The following is a 22,045-nucleotide window of genomic DNA, read 5'->3' on the forward strand; positions in this document are numbered from 1 at the left end:
GTTATTTTTGAAAGAAATTATGGATACGAGCCTTGTAGAAGGCTATGTCTTCCTTGCGGAAATCCTTTACATGTTCGGAGAGGAACGTCAGCACGTCCGCCTCGCTGTAATAGGTCTTTTTGCCGAGCGTCTTGTAGGGCAGCGCGCCGATGCTGCGGTAGCGTTGCAGGGTGCGCTTGCTGATCTGGAGCAGTATGCACAGGTCTTGGTTGTCGAAAAGCCTGATCCCGTCCATCGGGTTCGGGGCTTTGCCGGACGGCTGCATGGAGAGCAGCATCTCGTCCTGACGGTCGAGCCGTTCCATCACCTTCTGCATCCAGTTCTCGAAATTGTTGCGGGTAAGCAGTTCCATGTCTTACGTCCTCCTTCCTTTGGGTCTGCCGCCCGTGCGCAGCGTGTGGTTGCGTTTCAACTGTTCCGGTGTCGCGGCTTCGCCCGTAACGGTGCTGTCTTCGAGCAGGCGGTCGATTTCCGACTGCCGGTAGCGGCACTTGCCGCGCAGCACGACATAGGCGATGCGCTGTTCGCTGCGCATGCGCTGGAGGGTGCGGCAACTCACGTTCAGCAGGTGCGCCGCCTCGCGGGTGGTGAGCAACCTGTCGGGAGCTTCTTCCTTCCTACCGCCGGAAACGGCACGCACGTGTGCCGCTATCTCGGCTATCTGTTCCGTCAATGCGGTGAAGGCGGAACTTTCCATCGTTATCACTTTCATATTCAGTTCTTTCTTTTGGTTTATTTGCATGAACATAGGCTGCGCCTCGGCATACCGTTCAAGCGGGCTTGACGTTCTGCGCTCGGCTTGCGCTATGTTTCTGCGACAAAATTCGGCAATAAACCAAATGGGCTTTAACAGCTCACTACGTGGCTCACGTAAGATTTTTACGGATAATGGCTCCGTAACCCGGACAGACGGCGCAACAAGCTGCCTTTTAGCGGGAAACGGTACGTGTTCAAGGCGGCTTCGTTACCTTTGCGGCAAACTCTGAAATGTTTTGCTTATGGAAATAGTATCTATCGAGAAAAAGACCTTCGAGATGATGGTGGCGTCCTTCAACGCCCTCGCGGAGAAGGTAGCCGCCCTGAGGCGCAGGAGCGACGGCGGGCGGATGGAAAGGTGGCTCACGGGCGAGGAGGTCTGCGGGCAGTTGAGGATCAGCCCGCGCACGTTGCAGACTTTGCGTGACAGGCGGCTTATCGGCTACTCGCAGATAAACCGCAGGTTCTATTACAAGCCGGAGGAGGTCAAAAGGCTCATTCCGCTTGTCGGCACGCTCTATCCCGGCGGAAAATGATTTGATTTTTATTATTCACAACCCACTGAATCCGAAGTTATGATGAACGAGAACAATGAAGTGTTTACGATGGAGGACGAGCCGCTTGCCACCGTCGTGCAGAACATGCGCAAAGGCTCGAAATGGCTCTCCGCCTTTCTGGAAAGTTACCGCCCGCCGTTGGACGGGGAGCGTTACCTGACGGACAGGGAGGTGGCGGAACTGCTCCGTGTCAGCCGCCGCACCTTGCAGGAGTACCGCAACAACAGGGTGCTGCCCTTTATACTTTTGGGAGGGAAGGTGCTTTACCCCGAATCGGGGTTGCGTGAACTATTGGAGGCGAACTACCGCAAGCCGATGGAATAAGGCGGCTGCATGAAAAAAGGAAACGGGCAACTCCATACGGGCTGTCCGTTTCCTTTTTCTTTTTTCTTTTTATGCGTGTTTAGCAATACCCGGCTTTTCCGTTCTGTATGAACATCACGTATGCCTGCCGCTTTTCCTTCGAGAGTGCCTTGCCCACCAGCCACGTGCGGAACACGTGTGCATGGTAGGTGTTCAGCCGGAAGGCGATGGGGATGATGATTTCCAGCGAATACACGTCGGCTGAAAGCCCGTTTTCAAGCCGCATGTAGCGACACACCTCGTAGTCGTTCAGCACGTCCGGCTTGCGGACGGCTCTGATGGCGGCGTTCACTGCCGGGACGCCCGTGTGGAACAGTCCGGCGATTTCTGTGGAGGTCATCCATATCTCGTTACCGGTTACGCTGACCGCCTTGTCCTCTATGATGATTATGTCACGTTTCATGGCTTTTCTTTTTAGATGGTGCAACCTGCAAATTCCTCGACGCCGTTCAACCTTGCGGCAAGGTTCTCCATGTCTTGGTTGAGCTTTTCTTTGGTGATTTTCGCGTATATCTGCGTCGTTTTTATGCTCTTGTGTCCCAGCATGGAACTGACCGTTTCGATGGGTACGCCGTTGGAGAGGAACACCGTCGTGGCTGCCGTGTGTCGGCTCTGATGCCACGTGATGTGCTTGGTGATGCCGCAACGCTTGGCGACGGAACGGATTCCGGCAAGGCACGTGTTGTAGTGGGGAACGGGGAAAATCCTGCCGTTCCCGCACAGACCCCGGTATTTGTCGATGATGCGCTTTGCGATGTCGAGCAGGCGGATATTGGACACCACGCCCGTCTTCTGGCGGTTGATGTTTATCCACTCGTGTTCGTCGAAGTAGGTATGGATGTTCTCTTCCGTCAGGTTGCGCATGTCGGCGAACGACAGGCCCGTGAAGGCGCAGAACAGGTAGAGGTCGCGGTAAAGCTCCTGCTTGGCGTTTTTCAGCCTGCCCTCCATCAGCAGCCGGATTTCCTCTTTCGTCAGGAAACTGCGTGTCGTTTCCTCCTTCTTGATTTCATACTCCCGGAATGGGTCGCGTGTGAGCCACTCGTTGTTGATGGCGATGAACACCATCGTCCGCAAGGGGCAGACATACAGCCACACGGTGTTGGTGCAGCAGTGCTTGTCCGTGCGCAGGAACATCTCGAAGTCGGAGATGAAGGCGGGCGTAAGCTCTTTCAGCGCGATGTCCTTCACGCGGTAGCGGATGGTGAGGAACTCTTGCAGGTGCTTGTAAACGGTCCTGTACTTCAGGAGCGTGCCTTTGGCTTTCATGCCAGCATCCACCTGTTTCTCGTAGTCTTCGTTGTGCTGCCGGAACACCTGCATCAGCGTGTGATAGCGATGTTCCAGTCCGAGAAAGGCGTTCTTGACCTTCTCCGCCGTGACGAAGTTGTCACGCTCCATGATTTCCTGATAGTGTTTGTTGATGCGCACACGCATCTTGTCGAGCATGCGGTTCGTTTCGAGTGCCGCCGAGCTTCTGCCCGTGACACGTCCCCCTTTGGTGTCCCACAGCTTGGGATCGACGGTCAGTTTGCAGCTGAACTGCGTTTGGCTGCCGTCCACCGTAATGCGTCCCATGACGGGTACTGTCCCGTCCTTTTTCACTACCTGACGTTTGAGGTAGTAGATTACTGAAAATGTACTCTTCATCGTCCTTATTTTTTTAGGTTCAAAATTAGTTGGTGAAGAGTCCGTCGCCGGTACGCAAAACGGGGAGGAACGGCGCAATCTTTTTCCGTAACCGGATTTGTTGCGTGAGTTGTCAGTAACTCACTAATCCTTAACGCCTTGTTTCGTTATCCGTGTCCGTTTGTCGCCATTCCGTGCATGGTTACGGACAAGTAACGTAGCGGCGTCCTGATTTGGCTTCAGCGGTGATTGCGATGGCTTCACGAATAATCGGAAGCACGACTGAAACCCTTGTAACTCAATTCTATCACTATATCTTTCCGCATTTCTCTTTTTTGTAGTAACTTTGTACCCAAAACCATAAAAATAAGACGCCATGAAGTACAAATTATTAGTCTTAGACGTAGATGGGACGTTGCTTAACGACAAGAAAGAGATAACTCCCCGGACCCATGCCGCCTTGTTAAAGGCTCAGCAGATGGGAGTTCATGTTGTATTGGCATCCGGCCGACCCACCAACGGGGTTCAACCCTTGGCGGAGGCCCTTGAATTGAATCATTACGGTGGTTTCATATTATCTTATAACGGAGGTCAGATCATCAATGCCCAGACCGGAGAATTGATGTTCGAGAAACGAATCGATCCGGCCATGATTCCTTATTTAAACCGGAAGGCGAAGGAAAACGGTTTCGCGATCTTCACATATCACAAGGACTATATCCTAACCGATAGTCCGGAAAACAAGCATGTCCAAGAGGAGGCCGAACTCAATAAGATGCGCATCATCGGTGTGGAGAATTTCCCGGAAGCGGTGGATTTCGCACCCTGTAAGTGTATTCTTACCAGCGATGACGAGAACAATCTAGTGGGTCTCGAAAATCATTGGAAGAAACGTCTGGACGGGGTATTGGAAGCTTTCCGCTCCGAGGACTATTTCTTGGAGGTAGCTCCTCATTTCATCAATAAGGGAAATACGTTGGCGGTATTGATGGAGATGCTGAATATCACGACCGAAGAGGTTGTCGCTATCGGTGATGGCGTGGCCGACGTATCCATGCTTCAATTAGCCGGTACCGGCGTGGCGATGGGTAACGCACGCGATTCCGTAAAGGCTTGTGCCGATTTCACGACCTTACCCAATAATATGGAAGGTGTGGCGGTAGCGATCGAGAAAGCGATCCTTGCCACGATCAAACCCACAGAGGTTCCGTTAGATCAACTAAACGCACGGGCCAAACATGCTTTAATGGGTAATCTAGGCATTCAATATACCTATGCGTCGGAGGATCGTGTGGAAGCGACCATGCCTGTAGACGAACGGACCCGCCAGCCTTTCGGTATCTTGCACGGAGGCGCTACACTGGCTCTGGCAGAGACCGTGGCCGGACTAGGTTCCATGATTCTGGCGAAACCGGACGAGATGGTAGTCGGCATGCAAGTTAGCGGCAGCCATATGTCGTCCGCCCACGAGGGAGACACGGTACGTGCCGTCGGGACGATTATCCACAAAGGCCGTTCATCCCATGTGTGGAACGTAGACATATTCACCTCTACCGACAAACTGGTTTCCTCTGTACGGGTAATCAATAGTATACTAAAGAAGAAATGATTCCAAAAGATTCTTACGAAATAATAGACACGTTGATCAAGCAAGGCCGGAGTTTCGCTATTTGGCGTATTCCTAGTGAGGATAGGCTCCATTTCAGGATGCAAAGCGCCGGCTCTCCTTGCCTATTATACGACATAAAAGACTTAAATGAACGGAGCGGTTTTGTAATCGCTCCGTTTCAGGTGACAGCGGAACGACCTATCGTTTTAATCCAACCGGATTGCTTTGAAATCCCCTCCGAATCCGATTGGGATTTCTCTCGAGAGAAAAACGAATTCCCTTCGAATGAAATCGAAATCCCGTCCGAATCCGAGGAGAAGGAACGATACGCTTACCATTTCTCCCTGTTTACCAACCCTTTGCTAAAAGGAAGCCAAGATAAACTAGTCCTATCCCGTAGCAAAACGATCCGGAAAGATCCCTCTTTCTCACCCGGCAAGGCATTCTTCGCCGCGGAAGAACGATATATCCGCTCCTATGTCTACCTTTGCCATACCCCGGAAACCGGAACTTGGATGGGTGGGACACCGGAAATCTTGTTATCCGGCGAGAAAGGTGACTGGCAAACGGTAGCTTTGGCCGGAACCCAATCCTTACGAGACGGGAAATTACCGAAAAGCTGGGACCATAAGAATTGGAGAGAACAGCAATTAGTCGCCTCCTATATACGCCGCCAGCTGTCCACCTTGGGTATTACTCCCGAGGAGAAGGGGCCTTATTCAGCCCGGGCCGGAGAGGTTTCTCATTTGAAAAGTGATTTCTTCTTCTCCTTGCCGAATCCCGAGAAGCTGGGTGATGTCCTTCAACTATTACACCCTACTCCAGCCGTCTGCGGTCTTCCCAAGGAGGAGGCTTATCATTTCATCATCGAAAATGAGGGGTACGATCGTAGCTATTACTCCGGTTTCATCGGTTGGCTGGATCCCAAAGGCAAAACAGATCTGTACGTAAACCTCCGTTGCATGAATATCCTCCCCCAAACCTTTACGCTGTATGCCGGAGGCGGTCTGTTAGCGGCCTCGCAGCTAGAGGATGAGTGGCAGGAGACAGAGGATAAATTAGATACGATGCGGAGAATAGTGGGTAATTTATAATTTTATATCATATAATGTATAGCGATAAAAAGAACATCCTTCAATTGGTAGCCTTGCTGATAGAGCACGGCGTAAGTAATATCGTGCTATGTCCGGGAAGCCGGAACTCTCCGATTGTGCACACATTGGCAAACCATTCGTTCTTCAATTGCCATTCCGTGACGGATGAACGAAGCGCGGGATTCTTTGCCGTAGGGCTAGCGTTGCACGGAGGTAAGCCGGCGGCTGTTTGCTGTACCTCGGGCACGGCCTTGCTGAATATACATCCGGCGGTAGCGGAGGCTTTCTATCAGAAAGTTCCACTTGTCGTGATATCCGCCGACCGCCCCGCCGCATGGATCGGGCAAATGGACGGACAGACTTTGCCGCAACCCGGGGTGTTCGGCTTGCTGGTAAAGAAATCGGTGCAGCTACCGGAAATACATACGGATCAAGATGAATGGTATTGTAATCGATTGATCAACGAGGCTTTGTTGGAACTGAACCATCACGGCAAAGGACCGGTGCATATCAACGTTCCGATCTCCGAGCCTTTATTTCAGTTCACGACACCCGAATTGCCGAAGGTACGGGTAATCACCCGTTATCAAGGCTTGAACGTGTACGACCGGAAATATGATGACCTGATCGAGCGCTTGAACAAATATAGCAAGCGGATGATGATAGCGGGAGAAATGAGCTTGATCTATCTCTTCGAGAAGAAAATATGCAAGTTACTATACAAGCATTTCACTTGGCTCTCCGAGCACATCGGCAACCGTATCGTACCGGGATTACCGATCAAGAATTTCGACGCTATCCTGTATGCTACCCCGGAGGAGGAAAAAGAGAAGCTAGTTCCCGAGCTCGTAATCACCTACGGTGGCCATATTGTCTCCAAGCGGATGAAAGAGTTTTTGCGGAAACACCCGCCTAAGGAGCATTGGCATGTCTCATTGGATGGAGAGGTAGCGGATTTATTCGGTAGCCTGACCACGGTGATCGAGATGGACCCTTTCGAGTTTCTGGAGAAAATCGCTTATATGCTGGAGAATAGGCAGATTGAATATCCGAAGGCTTGGGAATACAAATCCCGGAACCTGCCGGAGCCGGAGTTCGCTTACTCCGAAATGGCGGCGATCGGCGGTTTGATACGCTCGCTTCCGGCTGAATCGGCCTTGCATCTAGGGAATAGCTCCACCGTACGTTACGCACAATTGTACACCGTGCCCGAGACGGTTGAGGTTTGTTGCAACCGGGGTACGAGCGGGATCGAAGGCTCCTTGTCTACGGCCATCGGATATGCCTCGGCCTCGCAAAAACTAAACTTTATCGTCATAGGCGATCTTAGTTTCTTCTATGATATGAACGCGTTGTGGAACGATAACTTGCACAATAACCTTCGCATCCTGCTCTTGAACAACGGAGGTGGCGAAATCTTCCAAGCCTTGCCGGGATTCAAGATGAACGAACGTACGCACCGTTACGTCACCGCCTCCCACCAGACCTCTGCGGAGGGATGGGCCACGGAAAGGGGATTCTCCTACTCCGCTGTCCATAATGCCGAGGAGTTGGCAGCGGCGATGAGCGCCTTTACCCAAACAGAGCAACCGAGCGAACATCCGCTATTCATGGAGGTTTTCACGGACAAAGCAGAAGACGTACGATTGCTCAAGGAATATTATCATCAACTAAAAAATTCATCCCAAGCACAAAACATATAATATATGGAAACGAAAAGAGAATGGACAACCATCAAGGAATATGAGGAGATCTTATTTGATTTCTACAACGGCATCGCCCGCATTACGATCAACCGGGAACGGTATCGCAACGCTTTTACCCCGACTACGACCACGGAGATGAGCGACGCCTTTTACATCTGCCGGGAACGCCCGGACATTAACGTAGTCGTTCTGACAGGAGCCGGAGATACGGCCTTTTGCGCGGGAGGCGATATGAACGTGAAAGGACGTGGCGGCTACGTGGGTAAAGACGGCGTACCTCGCTTGAACGTATTGGACGTACAAAAGCAGATCCGCTCTCTCCCGAAACCCGTCATCGCGGCCGTGAATGGTTTCGCTATCGGCGGCGGACACGTATTGCACGTGGTTTGCGACCTTACGATCGCTTCCGAGAACGCTATCTTCGGACAGACTGGTCCTCGTGTGGGTAGCTTCGACGCCGGGTTCGGCTCTTCTTACCTCGCCCGTGTGGTCGGACAGAAAAAGGCCCGTGAGATCTGGTTCCTATGCCGCAAGTACAATGCGCAGGAGGCTTTGGATATGGGTCTGGTAAATAAGGTAGTCCCCTTGGATAAATTAGAGGACGAGTACGTTCAATGGGCCGAGGAGATGATGTTGCTTAGCCCGTTGGCTTTGCGCATGATCAAGGCGGGCTTAAACGCCGAGTTGGACGGACAGGCCGGTATACAGGAGTTGGCCGGAGACGCTACCATGCTTTACTATATGACGGACGAGGCGCAGGAAGGCGGTAAGGCATTCTTGGAGAAACGCCGTCCCCGCTTCGAGGATTACCCGAAATTCCCGTAGGGGGATTGAGAATGAATAATGAATAATTAAGAATGAATGGTAAAGGAGAGGTTATATAGGATTGAGGTGGTTCCCCGGTGCTTGACTTTTAAGCGACCGGCAGGAACCTCACGGGGTGTTTACACGACCCGGAAATTGTGGGAGGTCCGAATCCGTAAGGAAGACGAACCCTCGGTTATTGGTATCGGAGAATGTGCCCCCCTGCCGGATCTCAGTTGCGATTATGGAGTGGATTACGAGATCACGTTATCCAAGGCTTGCCTCGATCTGGAACAGAAGGGATATGTTGACACCGAATCTTTGCGCCATTACCCATCCATCCTTTTCGGGCTGGAGACGGCCATGCGCCATTATGAACAGGGCGGTTGGCGGCATTACGACACGCCCTTCTCGCAGGGGCAGGCGGGCATCCCCATCAACGGACTGATCTGGATGGGCGATTATAAGTACATGCTGGAACAGGTAGAGGAAAAGATGAAGGAGGGCTTCCGCTGCGTCAAGCTGAAGATCGGCGCTATCGATTTCGACCGGGAACTCTCTTTATTGAAACACATCCGTGCGCATTTCTCTGCCAAGGAAATAGAGCTTCGGGTAGATGCCAACGGCGCTTTCACACCCTCGGAGGCGATGGACAAACTGAAGCGGCTCGCCGAGATGGACTTGCATTCCATCGAGCAGCCTATCCGTGCCGGGCAGTTGGAAGAGATGGCACGCCTTGCGGCAGAGTCACCCCTTCCCATCGCTCTCGACGAGGAACTGATCGGCTGTAACGCCCCGGACGAGAAACGGCGGTTGTTGGAAACGATCCATCCCCAATACATTATATTAAAGCCTTCCCTCCACGGAGGTATCGCCGGATGCACGGAATGGGTTCACTTAGCGGAAACTATCTTAGGGAGTACCCCTGAACAACCTAAATGGTGGGTCACCTCCGCTCTGGAATCGCAAATCGGACTGAACGCTATCGCCCAATGGTGCGCCACGCTAGGTAACCCGCTACCGCAAGGTCTGGGAACCGGCGAGATTTTCAAGGACGATAAACATAAGTTGATCCAACGAAAAGGAGACACCATCTGGTTCACCAACGACCTTTGACCTATGCCGATACAAGAAGATTTACAGGCATTCTTAGCTGAATGGCACGATCCCTCCCCTTTTCTGGAAGTCCAGACCTCTGGCTCCACCGGTACGCCCAAGCGGATGCGAGTACGCAAGGACCGGATGCTGAACAGCGCCCGGCTTACCTGCGATTATCTGGGGCTTAAGAAGGGCGACAAGGCCTTGTTATGTATGCCCCTACGCTATATAGCCGGAAAGATGATGGTGGTCCGCTCCCTATACGCCGGACTGGATCTGGAGGTGTGCGAACCCTCCGGACACCCGTTGGCGGATTGGGGGGATACGCCCCTGCGCTTTGCCGCCATGATTCCTTTGCAGGTTTACAATACGTTGCGAGTACCCGAGGAACGTAAGCGGCTGGAGCAAACGGATATCCTGATTATCGGCGGCGGGGCGATTGACGCGGCCTTGGAACAGGAGATACGGCAGATGCCAAACACGGTTTATTCCACCTACGGAATGACGGAGACGCTGTCCCACATCGCCCTGCGCCGGCTGAACGGGCCGGAAGCCTCGCCCTATTACCATCCCTTCCCCTCGGTGACGTTATCCTTGTCACCGGAGAATACCTTGGTGATAGACGCCCCATTGGTTTGCGACGAGCGGCTGGTGACGAACGATGTCGCCCGCCTGCTGCCGGACGGGAGTTTCGCCATTATCGGAAGGAAAGATAATATTATCAATAGCGGAGGTATCAAGATCCAGATCGAGGAGGTGGAAGAGCGGCTACGGCCCTACCTCGACCGCCCCTATGCCATCACCGCCGCCCCCGACCCTCGGTTGGGAGAGGCGGTCGTGCTACTGCTTGCCTCAAACCTACGAGGTGAGATGCTAACAGAGGTTCTCGCCAGCCTGCCCAAATACCTCCGTCCGAGGCACATCATAAAGGTAAGCGAGATCCCCCAAACCGGAAGCGGCAAGATCGACCGTGCCGCCTGCCGGGAGCTAGCGAGAAATATCATTACAAAAACACTATAAACATGAAAAGAATTCTAACAATCACCGCGGTCTCCCTATTGGCCTTATCGCCTATGTACGGGCAGGATTCTTGCCGATACCCGCAAGATCCTACCTTGGAGAAATCGCAAGCCTATGCAGGATACGACTGCGTCACCTTGCTGGATAGCACCGCCGTTACGGTACAACCTACCGGCTCGGGGGCTTTCGCCGTATGCAAGGCTTTTAAGGTACAGACTTCCAAAGGAGCCGTCGCCAACCGTATCATCAAATACGATTACGACCCGCTGACGGCGCACGCCGAGTTTCGTTACGCCACGATCTACCGTGCGAACGGCGACGTGATCAATCTCGACGTAACCCAAGCTTGCGACTACGCCGCCCCCGCACGTGCCATCTACTGGGGCGCCCGGCAGATCATGCTGGAAGTGGGCCGCTTGCAACCGGGAGATATCGTGGAGTACGAGATCGCCAAGAAAGGTTTCACCTACGCCTTGCTGACGGCGGGTGACGACGACGAGCGTTTCATCCCTCCTATGCGAGGACAGTTTTACGATATCGTCCCCTTCTGGGCTACCGAGCCTACCGTGCGCAAGGTGTACCGGGTATCCATGCCGATAGAGAAAGAGTTGCAATTCCAGTTCTACCAAGGCGAATGTACCTCTTCGATGCGATACGAGGACGGACGGAAAGTATATACCTTCGCCTCCGACGATATCCTTCCTTTCGCCAAGGAACCGAACATGGTAGACCTATTCGACGCTGCCCCGAAGCTCATGATGTCCAGTACTCCCCGCTGGGAGGATAAATCCCTTTGGTTCAATAAGGTTAACGAGGATTACGGAAGCTTTACCGCGATCCCGGAAGCCCAGAAAAAGGTAGACGAGCTGATCAAAGGCAAGAAAACGGAAATGGAGAAGATAGCCGTGCTGACCCACTGGGTGGCCGATAACATCCGTTACTCCGGAATCTCGATGGGTAAAGGCGAGGGTTTCACGCTTCACAACCTGAAAATGAATTATACCGATCGTTGCGGTGTCTGCAAGGATATCGCCGGCACGTTGATCGCCTTCCTCCGCATGGCCGGCTTCGAGGCTTACCCGGCGATGACAATGGCGGGAAGCCGTGTAGAGAGCATCCCCGCCGACCATTTCAACCATTGCGTGGCGGTGGTAAAACTGGCGAGCGGTACGTATATGCCTCTCGACCCGACTTGGGTTCCTTTCTGCCGGGAATTATGGAGTAGCGCCGAGCAACAGCAGAACTACCTCCCGGGTGTGCCCGAAGGCTCCGACCTCCGCTTAACCCCTGTCTCCGCCCCGGAGAACCACTACGTCCGCATCCACGCCGACAACCGCCTAGACGAGAAAGGCACGCTCCGCGGACAATTCACGATCACCGCCGAGGGACAGTCCGACAGCAATATCCGCCGCATCTTCACCACCGGATGGCAATCCGACTGGCAGAACACGATGGAGAAGCAATTGCTGGCCGTATCCCCCAACGCCAAACTGCTTCGTGTAGATTACGGTAAGGACCCGAAGAACTATCAAGCGGCCCCTATCAAGATCACGTTCTCTTATGAGATCCCCGATTACGCGATTATCGCCGGAGACCAGATGCTTATCAAACCGCTAGTCATGAATAACCTCTACAATCAAGTGAAGAGTTTCTTGCGTATCGATACGAAACCGGAAAACCGTGCGTATGGATTCAAGGATGCTTGCTCCCGTTTGGTAGAACAAGATGAGACCATCCGCCTCCCCAAGGGCTATACCCTCTTGAACGCCCCGAAGAATGACGCCCTGCAAAGCAATGCGGCCGATTTCGAAGGTTCCCTTTCGCAGGAAGGCAATCAGAACATCGTCTTGCGCCAGAAGCTAGCGTTGAAGAAGCGTGTCTACGACGCAGCCGACTGGAAAGGTTTCCGTTCCGCCGTGAACGCTTATAAGAGTTATGGTGACTATTTGATTATCAAGAAATAAAAACAGAAAGACAATGATTAAGATAACCTATAAACTGATTCTTCTCCTAGGCTTGTTAGCGATGACGGTTACTTCATTCGCCGCATCGGAGGCTGAGTACGGGAAGGTATCAAAAGCTTGGACCTTGCATGCCGACGGTAGCCAAGAATATCGATCCTCCATGGAATTGACGCTCTTCACGCACACTGCGATGAATAGCACGTATGGCGAGAGTTTTATCGTCTACAATCCCGATTTCCAAACACTGAAGATCCACTCATCCTATACGAGGCAGAAAGACGGTACGATCGTAAAGACACCCGATAACGCCTTTGTAGAGGTCCTACCCCGTTTCGCCGCCGATGCTCCGGCCTATAACCAACTTAAGGAAATGGTCGTGGTACACACTGGCCTAGAACTTGGGGCCACGATTTACTTGGATTACTCTATTATCACAAAACCGGGCTACTATCCGGCTCTGGATATCAACGAGCGACTACAAGAGACTTCTCCCGTGAAGGAATGCAAGGTCTCTATCTCTGTACCGGAAAACAGTCCGCTCGCTTGGCAATTATTGGGTAGCGACGCGAAAGCATCCCAAGCCACCCGAAACGGCGCTAAAGAGGTAAGCTGGACTTTACGTAACCTGCCGGCCTCTTCCCGGGAAGCTTTCCTTCCTCAAAACCAAGACGGGATTCCCCGCCTAATCGCTTCAAGCTATAGTTCCAACAAGGAGGCATTATCTACGCTAAATAAGCGTTTTAACACTTCCGGAAACTACGAGAGCAAAACGTTCGGCTCTTATATCACGGAAAAGGCTACTAGCGACGAAGAGAAGGCGAACGCCATCCGGAACCATGTAGTCAACAACATGGGATATTGCGCCATCCCCCTCGCTTGTACGGGTTATTCCATCCGCGATGTCGATACGGCCCTTCGCAGCGCTTACGGTACATTAGCCGAGAAGACCCAGCTTCTGAACGTCTTATTGAACGCCGTCGGCATTCAATCGGAAGTAGTCGCCGTATATCCCGGGAATCTGGATATAGACGCTTGTGGATTAAGCACGATCAAGAATCTTGCCGTAAAAGCGACTGTCGCAGGGAAAGACAAATACCTTTCGGCGGTCAGCCTTACCCCTTCCGCATTAACAGCCCGGGATGAGTTAGATCAGGTACTCACGTTGAACGGCACGTCGATCGCCCTACAGGCAGAGCCTACGATCATCAAGGAGAATAAAGCCGTCAGCGTCTCCAAGAACGAAGCACAAAACGGATTCGCCATCTGTACCCTTCCGGCTATAACAGGCGGTATCGATAGCTGGGGCATGAGCGCTTTGAACAGCAAGCGTTCCAACTTATTCGAACTCCCCTCCCTGATCAAGGAAGAGGTAACCTACACGGTTACTCCCGCCGAGGGCATGAAGTTGCAGACCTCCACAAAAGAGCAAGTGATAAGCAAGCCTTTTGGTAAAGTAACCCGCACGATCACACCAAGAGGAAATACGATCGAGGTAGTACGTACGATCGAGTTGGACAAGCAACAGTTCACTCCCGCCGAATATAGCGACGTGCGTAGCTTGATCCATGAATGGACAAATCCGGATAACCGGGTATTGCTATTCTCCCTATAAGATCTAAAACACGGAGCACACGGAACAAATCCGTGCCCTCCGTGTGCTTCGTGTCTAATTATTCCCTACATTTACGAACGTTAACATTAAATCATATCGCATATGAAAACACTAAAGTATTTACTCGTCACCATGCTCCTTCTAGGCGTTTGCAGCCTAACGTATAGCCAAAAGCTATCCCTTGGAATTTTCCCCGAGCCCCAAGAGGTGACTATTTCCAGCCAGACATACGCACCGCCCCATGGATACGCCCTACGAGGCATAAATGATCCGGACGCAGACGCAGTCAGACTACTTAAAGAAGCGTTACCTTTCGCTAAATCCGGCAAATCCCTCCCTTTAGAGATCAAGAAGCTAAAAGACAAAGCCCCAGAGATGCAACGATCGGGGGCCTACACACTAGCAATCACTAAAAAAGGTATCACGATCGGGATCGTAGACGATAATTCCTTGTTTTACGCCGCCCAAACCCTCAAGCAATTAGCTAAATATGACGAGGGTAAAAAGATCCTGCCTCTCTGCTCGATCAAAGACTATCCGGACGTATTATTCCGGGGTACCGTGGAAGGATTCTACGGACAGCCTTGGAGCCACGCCGACCGTATCGAGCAAATCCGCTTTTACGGAAGGATCAAGCTGAACACCTATATCTATGGTCCGAAAGATGATCCTTATCACAGCTCCCCCAACTGGCGCAAACCTTATCCCGCCGAGGAAGCCGAGCATATCAAGGAACTAGCGAAAGAGGCCGCCCATAACAAGGTGAACTTCGTTTGGGCCATCCACCCGGGACAAGACATTCTATGGAACCTGACAGATAGCATGAACATCCTTTCCAAATTCGAGAAAATGTACGATTTGGGCGTACGCTCTTTCGCCGTTTTCTTCGATGATATATCCGGAGAGGGAGCCCGCCCGGAAAAGCAAGCCGGCTTATTGAATTACATCCATAAGGAGTTTATTACCAAGAAAAATGACGTGCAGCCCCTAATCATGTGCCCTACCGAATACAACCGCTCATGGGCTAAGACCGATTATCTGGATATCCTCGGTACCCAACTCGATCCCGCCATCCAAATCATGTGGACCGGAGACCGTGTCGTAGCCGATATCACGAAAGAAGGCGTCGAATGGGTAAACAACCGTATCCGTCGTCCCGCCTATATCTGGTGGAACTTCCCCGTAAGCGATTATTGCCAAGATCATTTGTTGATGGGAGCCGCCTACGGCCTAGATACGCAAGCCGCCGGCACCATGACCGGATTCGTATCCAATCCTATGGAATATGCCGAGGCTTCCAAGGTCGCTATATTCGGCGTTGGAATGTACACTTGGAATATCAAGAATTACGATCCTACACAGGCATGGAAAGACGCTTGCGACTTTATTATGCCGGAGGCCTCCATGGCTTTCCGCATTTTCTGCGAGCATAACTGCGATCCGGGTCCGAACGGACATCAATACCGCCGGGAAGAGTCTGCTAACTATGTGGCTCCTATCCAGACATTCCTTACCGGATATAAGAAAAACACGTTCCCGGAGCAAAGCGCAAATCTTCTGGGAACCTTATTCGCTCAAATCACGGCTTCCCCAAGCATGATCTACAGCCAAAGTCCCAATAAACGCCTGATCGAGCAAATCAATCCATGGCTTATCCAATTCGAGTTCTTAGGAAAAGCCGGAACAAGCGCTCTGCATATGGCGCACGCTTGGTATGAGAAAGACCGGTCTTATACGTGGCAACGCTATCTGGAAACATCCGCTTTGCTAGATAGCATGAAACTGATAAACCGCACGCTGAACCAGAAGGCGCAGCCTAAAGGCGTGAAAGTCGGATCGAAAGTCTTACACCCTTTCATCGTAGACTTATACCGCCAGACAGGTCGTAACCTGCTATCTACGGACGGTATCGCCCCGGACGAGGTGAAGGTTAGCATCCCTTCCATATTCACGAATATCGACCAATTAAAGAGCCAGCCTTGTGCCGAGGGTGACAATACGGTCGGTTACGTTCCCCTATTCGAGGTAGTCAAGGTACAACCTAACCAATATCTGGGTATCGGCTGGGAAATCCAGAAAGAAGCGGAATCCTTCTGTTTCAATCTTCCGAAAAGCAACCAACCCGGACGGGTATTCGAGTGGTCCGCCGACGGAAAGAGCTGGAGCCTAATCCCTCATGTCTCCACGGAAAACGCTAAAGATACGATCCGCACCATCGACCCGAAAGCCCGTTATATCCGTATGCGAAATAACTCGGATCAGCAAATGGAGCTATACGTACTAGGATTCACGGCGACAACCAAACAAGACCCGCAAATCAATGAGGCTCTTATGATGTACGATATGAACCTAGATACGTATAAGAACTTGAACCCGGGAGAAATGATTCATATAAAATGTGATGATATCAACGCCGTATCTTTCTTCCTCTCCGGAAGTAACGAGAATCTGGTATCCATCACCGGCCTCTCCCAAGATGGCGAGAAAAACATCGTCTATCAAGGAAACGTAGGCTACATCAAATTAAATAAAACCATGTTCGAGGATTTCTCTTCTTTAGAAATCACCACAATAGGAAAAGAATCTATACATATCCACCAGATCGTTAGGGAATAATAAATAAAAAAGTACCGATTTCTTTCTCTCTTAGATGGAAGAAGGAGATCGGTACTTTTTTATTTATTCGTACAATTCGGGTGTATCTTATTTTTGGCACATCTCCGCTTGTATATTCCTATTAAAAGTTATACCTTTAGGATGCGAAAAACAGAAACCGAAAAAGCAATGCGAAAAGAAGAAAGGTATAAAGGCGTATTAAACTGGTTTAAGGAAAACGTACCGGTAGCCGAGACTGAACTACATTATGACGACCCCTATCAACTATTGATAGCGGTAATCCTATCCGCACAATGCACGGATAAGCGAGTGAATATGATCACACCTGCCCTGTTCGAGGCTTTCCCGACTCCCGAGGTAATGGCGGCTAGCACACCGGAAGTTGTCTTTGAATACATACGAAGCGTATCTTACCCGAACAATAAGGCTAAACATCTGGTAGGTATGGCGAAAATGCTGATAGAGGATTTCAAAGGCGTGGTTCCCTCCGATATTGATGAGCTACAGAAACTTCCGGGTGTAGGAAGAAAAACTGCGAACGTAATCGCATCCGTTGTATATGACAAGCCGGCCATGGCGGTAGATACGCACGTATTCCGTGTCTCCAACCGGATCGGCTTGACCAATAATAGCAAGACACCTTTGGAAACGGAAAAGGAGCTAGTGAAGAACATTCCGGAAGAACTGATCCCCATCGCCCATCACTGGTTGATATTGCATGGAAGATATGTTTGCCTCGCCCGGAAACCGAAATGTGAGGAATGCGGATTAAAGCCTTGGTGTAAACACTTCCTAAAGCAAACATGAGGATCAGCAAGAAAGACATAACGGCATTTTTTGTCTTGTTTCTGGGTACGATCGTATGCGTGAGGTACTTTTACAAGCATATGAACGACGAGCAATTTGTCGCTACGGTAGATCCCTATAGTTTGGTCGTTCCAAGCCCCACGGCAATTTTTGCCATCAATCGTCCTCCTGTATTCGAGAAGATGATACTACCCATGGAGAATATACGCAAGGCGTTCTCGGATCATACGCCCGCTATTTTCCTCTCTTTAATACAGCAAAATCCGGATTTATCGTCTTTCTTGATCGCTTATTATCCACAAGGGGATATCTTGTACGCCCCTATGGATAGTCATACGGCAGAGCGTATTTTCAAGCAACTGGACGCTTCTTTCACTTTTCCTGCCCAGCAACGAGAGGAAGCTTCCGTTCCTGTTAGATACTATCCGGATGTTGATAAGCATTTTCTAGGTTGTTACTACCACGAGGGTATATTCGTGGTGTCCTACAATCGAAAATTATTGGTAGAGACAGCGAAAAAGCAACAGATGTACCCCGCACAGATCATTCCGGAATTAGCTGATCTAATTAGTAAAAAAGGCAAGAGTGGCGCGATGAATCTCTTCATCCAAAGCGCCTCTTTAGATTTACAGGTTCAAATGAATGACTCGACGGAGTGGAAAATGAAAAATCAATGGTTGGCAATGGATTTATTCTATAATGAAGGAAGCCTTTGCTGCTTCAATGAGCAACCCTATGAGGAAACCTTGGAGAACTTTTACCCCAACTTATGCGATACGATAACTACTCGGATCAATCGGCTATTCCCACAAATAAAAACCACGGCACAAGTCAGTCATGACGAGGCCGTGGCATATTTTACGGTTTGCGGGAATTAAGCTTCAGTCTCTTCTTTCTTGAAAGCTGCCACAAACATATCTTTTACGAATAAATATCCGATACATCCGAATAAAGCGAGGAAGACAAAACCGACCAAGATAAGCGCCTTCTTCGGAGAAGATGCTTTCAAAGGTACGGTAGCCGGCTCAATTACTGTATACACCGGGGTTTCTTCCTGTACACGCAGTTTATCTTGCTCCAACTTCTGCGCCAACGTATTGTAAACATTAAACGTAAGAGTCATCTCATTCTTCAAACGCTCCTGCTCCGTACGGTAGCTGGAAGAGATAATATTACGGTTGGCATCCTCGAAAGCAGCGTACGCACGTTGCGCTTTATAATAAGCGTCACGTGACTCGCCAAATACCTTCTGGGTAAATTCCAAATCTTGCTTTACTTTCTGCGTACGATAATTCGTAATATAATTCTGGAGGTTTTCCAAAACGACCTTTGTCATCTGAGCGGAAATAACCGGGTCCTGCATCTGTACGGAAGCCGTGATAACCAAGGTCTTCTTGTCCACGGAAACAGAAACCCGCTCCTGCAAGGCCTTCACCACCTCTTCTTGATCCTTTGTCAAATGGTAAGGATTCAAGCCCTCAGACTCTTCCTCGTCACCGGAGATTAAACTCATTACCGCACCCAACGCCTTGAATGGAGCGGAGACAATATATCCCCACCAAGCCTTACGTTGATGTTCACTCATATAATCATACAATGTAGTGCTTAACTCCTTTTCCTTATCGGTAACCTCTACCGGAAACAATTCCAACAGAAACGGGGTACTCTGCACCACATCCGGATACAAATCCGGAGAGATCGCGTCCGCACCGGCAGCGGCATTCAGATTAATCCCAGCCATAGCAGCCAAACCGCCAAGACTAGATTTTTTTGCCGCATCCTGTGTCTCTGGTGCCAATTTCACCGTAGTTGTATATTCCTTGGGAATACTGAAAGCTACAATCAAACCTACTACCACCGCAATACCACAGCCTTTCAATAAGAACTTACGCTCTTTCCACAGTTTTTGCGCCAGTTCGATTAAATCGATCTCCTGCTCCTCAGGTAACTCTTGTCTTTTTATCTCGTTTATCGTATCCATGCCTGATTAGTTTTTAATCATGTTAACAATAGAGGTAATCATCGCGGCCATAGAGGTAGCGGAGCTACTGATACTCATGATCTCAGCCAAGCTTCGGCGCTCACGTTGCGTCTTCGTCGGAACTACGATCTCACAGCCCGGCTCCACTTTCGGATAACGCTTGAAAAAGATAGCGGTACGCTTCGTCGTAGCGACCTTACCATTCATATATATTACGATCGGATACTTACGTGCGATATCATTATAACCACCGGCTTGAGACAAGCAATCCATAACCGACATACCTTTCGTGTAAGTCACGCTGTTTGGGTAAGTCACGGCTCCGCTCATCTTCACCGTACTTTGCATCTGCGGGATATAAAGCTCATCGCCGTCACGAAGCACAACGTCATCGATACTACCCGGATTTGCCAACGCTTTCTCTAAATCAATACCTACGGAATAGTCCTTCACATTCATCAACGCTACACCGATGGAATCCCGGCTTTGCTTATTCGCCTCACTTAAAGCCAGAAGGGTCTCCATGCGTTTCAATTCATCTTCTGTCAACTGACGTTTCAAGCTAGCACCTTTTACATAAGACTCTGGGGTAACTCCTCCCGCTTTCGCGATAATATCACTCAAGCGAGCGTTCTTCGTAGCCAATACATAGCTACCGGCAAAAGTGATCTCGCCGTTCACCTTCACGACCTGTTGCTCATGATACCCCGGGGAGAAACGAACATAAACCTCATCGAACGGCTCCAATGTGAAGATCGTATCTCCCGCATTCAACTTGAAGTCCTCACTCAACGAGAAGTTATATACATCAGCGATCCGGTTGACATTCTGATTGGAACTAGGATCCTTCACACGACGGGCTACCTCTACATTAATAGAAGAAGCCGACTCTCTTAAACCACCTGCCATCATGATAGCGTCTTCTATTGTCAAATTATGACGATACGGAAGCACCGTATCCGGATAATTCACGGCTCCGCCAACCTTGATCGTATAAGGTTCGCGCAAATCGAATAGGGAAGGAATGCTTAATTGGTCTTCCGCTTGCAACTCCACATCTGGAGCGGTACCGTTCAAGATACCACGAATATCCACGGCGATCATCGTAGTCGTGAAATCCGGATTCAAACGGGTAATCAAGGCACGGCCGGCGAACTCGTCTCCTTTAAGACCCGCGGCCTGTTTTACCAATTGCTTTACCGTATGAACCGACGGACTTAACTCATATTCTCCCGGACGCCATACTGCTCCCGTCACGATCAAACGATTCTCATAAAAAGGAATAACGGAATCTACCAGCAAAGAATCGCCATCCTGCATCACGAAAGAAGCGAACTTATCTTCCGAAACCGTAGAGATCTGGTAACGACTATCTGATTTACGCTTCACTTGTACGTCCTTCGTATAAGCGTCGCCGGTAAATCCGCCGGCCATATCCAGCAATTGCTTCAAGGTCTCACCCTTGCGCAACTCGAAAATACGATTACGTTTCACCTTACCTCGAACCACCGCTAACTGGTCGTACGGGCCTACCATAATCATATCGTTCTCTTCCAAACGAACATTCGTTGTGTACTTTCCGTTCAATAAATAATCATATACGTCGAGATTAGCGATTTCCTTGCTATTGCGATATACCTTGATGCTACGCAAAGAACCGATCTTATTCACACCACCGGCGGCATACAACGCATTAAATAATGTGGCGAATGAAGGTAATGTATACGTACCGGGAGCGACTACCTCGCCGACAATATTCACCTTCATGCTACGAATCTGGCTCAAACTGACGGAAACAAAGGTATTCCCCTCTCCCGAACCAGACAGCGTAGACATAATCTGGCTCAACTCCTGACGCAGACGAGTCTCAGCGCCAGCGATCGTCAATCCACTGACCGACACCGGACCTAAATTTGGTACAAGGATCGTACCATCCGGAGAGATCTTTAATTTCAAGTTTAGCTCGGAATCTCCCCATACATTAATCAATAACTCATCACCAGCGGAAAGCACATAATCCTTAGGTGTAGGGATGTTTAAATCTGGGGCAAAAGATAAGTTCTTGTTTGAGAAGATTTCATGCCCGAATACGGTATTCTCCATGGCTGAAGCAGGAAGATTATTTCTACGTTGGGCTTCTAAGGATTGTCCTTCATCGATTACCGGCATTACCCGGTCGCTAACCTTCGCATCGGTAGCGGTAGCTTGAGATCCGACTGATCCCCCTTCTTGTTTCATACGCTTGGCTAATTCCTGCTGGATCTGCGTATCCGACATTCCAGCGGCTTTCGCCTTGTCAATCAAGTCTTGCGGAACCTGTGCATACACAGATCCCGACAGCAATAAGCAACATACGCATAGTACGTTCTTAAACGATAAATTCATACAGTCTATTATTGTTTTTTATTATATACCACTCCTGCTATAAG

19 protein-coding genes are annotated in these 22,045 nt (G+C 50.3%); 13 read left to right on the forward strand and 6 right to left on the reverse strand.

Going from position 1 to position 22,045, the window contains the following annotated elements; translation table 11 throughout:
- Window position 1 precedes the first annotated feature (1 nt).
- A complete protein-coding gene (locus tag DW205_RS01450) occupies window positions 2-352 on the reverse strand; it encodes a helix-turn-helix domain-containing protein (RefSeq protein ID WP_008655857.1) in 351 nt (116 codons plus the stop codon).
- A 3-nt stretch (window positions 353-355) separates the two neighbouring features.
- Entirely contained in the window at window positions 356-748 is a 393-nt protein-coding gene (locus DW205_RS01455) for a helix-turn-helix domain-containing protein (RefSeq protein WP_008655856.1), read from the reverse strand.
- A gap of 250 nt (window positions 749-998) precedes the next feature.
- On the opposite strand from DW205_RS01455, the gene DW205_RS01460 reads away from it, so the two are divergent.
- Together DW205_RS01460 and DW205_RS01465 are read left to right on the forward strand one after the other, a co-directional pair.
- Window positions 999-1,292 (forward strand): helix-turn-helix domain-containing protein, encoded by a 294-nt coding sequence (locus DW205_RS01460; protein ID WP_032535412.1) that lies wholly within the window; start codon window positions 999-1,001, stop codon window positions 1,290-1,292.
- Window positions 1,293-1,331: 39 nt separating this feature from the next.
- Complete coding sequence (locus DW205_RS01465) at window positions 1,332-1,637, forward strand: helix-turn-helix domain-containing protein (protein WP_008645571.1); 306 nt, start codon at window positions 1,332-1,334, stop codon at window positions 1,635-1,637.
- A gap of 79 nt (window positions 1,638-1,716) precedes the next feature.
- Here DW205_RS01465 and DW205_RS01470 read toward each other — a convergent pair whose 3' ends face one another.
- Window positions 1,717-2,079 carry a hypothetical protein gene (locus tag DW205_RS01470; protein ID WP_008645570.1) on the reverse strand — a complete coding sequence of 121 codons (363 nt, stop codon included), beginning with the start codon at window positions 2,077-2,079 and terminating at the stop codon, window positions 1,717-1,719.
- A gap of 11 nt (window positions 2,080-2,090) precedes the next feature.
- Window positions 2,091-3,326 carry a site-specific integrase gene (locus DW205_RS01475; RefSeq protein WP_121963047.1) on the reverse strand — a complete coding sequence of 412 codons (1,236 nt, stop codon included), beginning with the start codon at window positions 3,324-3,326 and terminating at the stop codon, window positions 2,091-2,093.
- A 355-nt stretch (window positions 3,327-3,681) separates the two neighbouring features.
- On the opposite strand from DW205_RS01475, the gene DW205_RS01480 reads away from it, so the two are divergent.
- From DW205_RS01480 to DW205_RS01530, 11 genes are all read left to right on the forward strand, one after another.
- The gene (locus tag DW205_RS01480) at window positions 3,682-4,914 is read left to right on the forward strand and encodes a Cof-type HAD-IIB family hydrolase (RefSeq protein ID WP_005862246.1); all 1,233 of its coding nucleotides are present in this window, start codon (window positions 3,682-3,684) and stop codon (window positions 4,912-4,914) included.
- Complete coding sequence (locus DW205_RS01485) at window positions 4,911-6,008, forward strand: isochorismate synthase (RefSeq protein ID WP_005862244.1); 1,098 nt, start codon at window positions 4,911-4,913, stop codon at window positions 6,006-6,008. Before DW205_RS01480 ends, DW205_RS01485 begins: the two co-directional genes overlap by 4 nt.
- Window positions 6,009-6,022: 14 nt before the next feature.
- Window positions 6,023-7,711, forward strand: a complete 1,689-nt coding sequence (gene menD, locus DW205_RS01490) for a 2-succinyl-5-enolpyruvyl-6-hydroxy-3-cyclohexene-1-carboxylic-acid synthase (protein ID WP_005862242.1) — start codon at window positions 6,023-6,025, stop codon at window positions 7,709-7,711.
- Between the two features lie 3 nt (window positions 7,712-7,714).
- Complete coding sequence (menB, locus tag DW205_RS01495) at window positions 7,715-8,539, forward strand: 1,4-dihydroxy-2-naphthoyl-CoA synthase (RefSeq protein ID WP_005856861.1); 825 nt, start codon at window positions 7,715-7,717, stop codon at window positions 8,537-8,539.
- Window positions 8,540-8,575: 36 nt separating this feature from the next.
- Window positions 8,576-9,634 (forward strand): o-succinylbenzoate synthase, encoded by a 1,059-nt coding sequence (locus tag DW205_RS01500; RefSeq protein WP_005862239.1) that lies wholly within the window; start codon window positions 8,576-8,578, stop codon window positions 9,632-9,634.
- Window positions 9,635-9,637: 3 nt separating this feature from the next.
- Window positions 9,638-10,636, forward strand: a complete 999-nt coding sequence (locus tag DW205_RS01505) for an AMP-binding protein (RefSeq protein WP_005862237.1) — start codon at window positions 9,638-9,640, stop codon at window positions 10,634-10,636.
- 2 nt (window positions 10,637-10,638) lie between these two features.
- Entirely contained in the window at window positions 10,639-12,600 is a 1,962-nt protein-coding gene (locus tag DW205_RS01510) for a DUF3857 domain-containing protein (protein WP_005862235.1), read from the forward strand.
- A 13-nt stretch (window positions 12,601-12,613) separates the two neighbouring features.
- The gene (locus DW205_RS01515; protein WP_005862233.1) at window positions 12,614-14,212 is read left to right on the forward strand and encodes a DUF3857 domain-containing protein; all 1,599 of its coding nucleotides are present in this window, start codon (window positions 12,614-12,616) and stop codon (window positions 14,210-14,212) included.
- Between the two features lie 102 nt (window positions 14,213-14,314).
- On the forward strand, window positions 14,315-16,828 hold the full coding sequence (locus tag DW205_RS01520) for a beta-N-acetylglucosaminidase domain-containing protein (RefSeq protein ID WP_005862229.1): 2,514 nt from the start codon (window positions 14,315-14,317) through the stop codon (window positions 16,826-16,828).
- 168 nt (window positions 16,829-16,996) lie between these two features.
- Entirely contained in the window at window positions 16,997-17,635 is a 639-nt protein-coding gene (nth, locus tag DW205_RS01525) for an endonuclease III (RefSeq protein ID WP_008772131.1), read from the forward strand.
- A complete protein-coding gene (locus DW205_RS01530) occupies window positions 17,632-18,513 on the forward strand; it encodes a hypothetical protein (RefSeq protein ID WP_005862226.1) in 882 nt (293 codons plus the stop codon). The genes nth and DW205_RS01530 overlap by 4 nt, the downstream gene beginning before the upstream one ends.
- Here the strand turns inward: DW205_RS01530 and DW205_RS01535 are convergent.
- Complete coding sequence (locus DW205_RS01535; RefSeq protein ID WP_005862223.1) at window positions 18,510-19,616, reverse strand: Wzz/FepE/Etk N-terminal domain-containing protein; 1,107 nt, start codon at window positions 19,614-19,616, stop codon at window positions 18,510-18,512. The genes DW205_RS01530 and DW205_RS01535 overlap by 4 nt on opposite strands.
- Before the next feature lie 6 nt (window positions 19,617-19,622).
- Entirely contained in the window at window positions 19,623-22,001 is a 2,379-nt protein-coding gene (locus DW205_RS01540) for an SLBB domain-containing protein (protein WP_005862221.1), read from the reverse strand.
- Window positions 22,002-22,045: the final 44 nt, after the last annotated feature.

Source organism: Parabacteroides sp. AM17-47 (genome assembly GCF_003434625.1).
In the GTDB taxonomy this organism is placed as follows: Bacteria; Bacteroidota; Bacteroidia; order Bacteroidales; family Tannerellaceae; genus Parabacteroides; species Parabacteroides distasonis.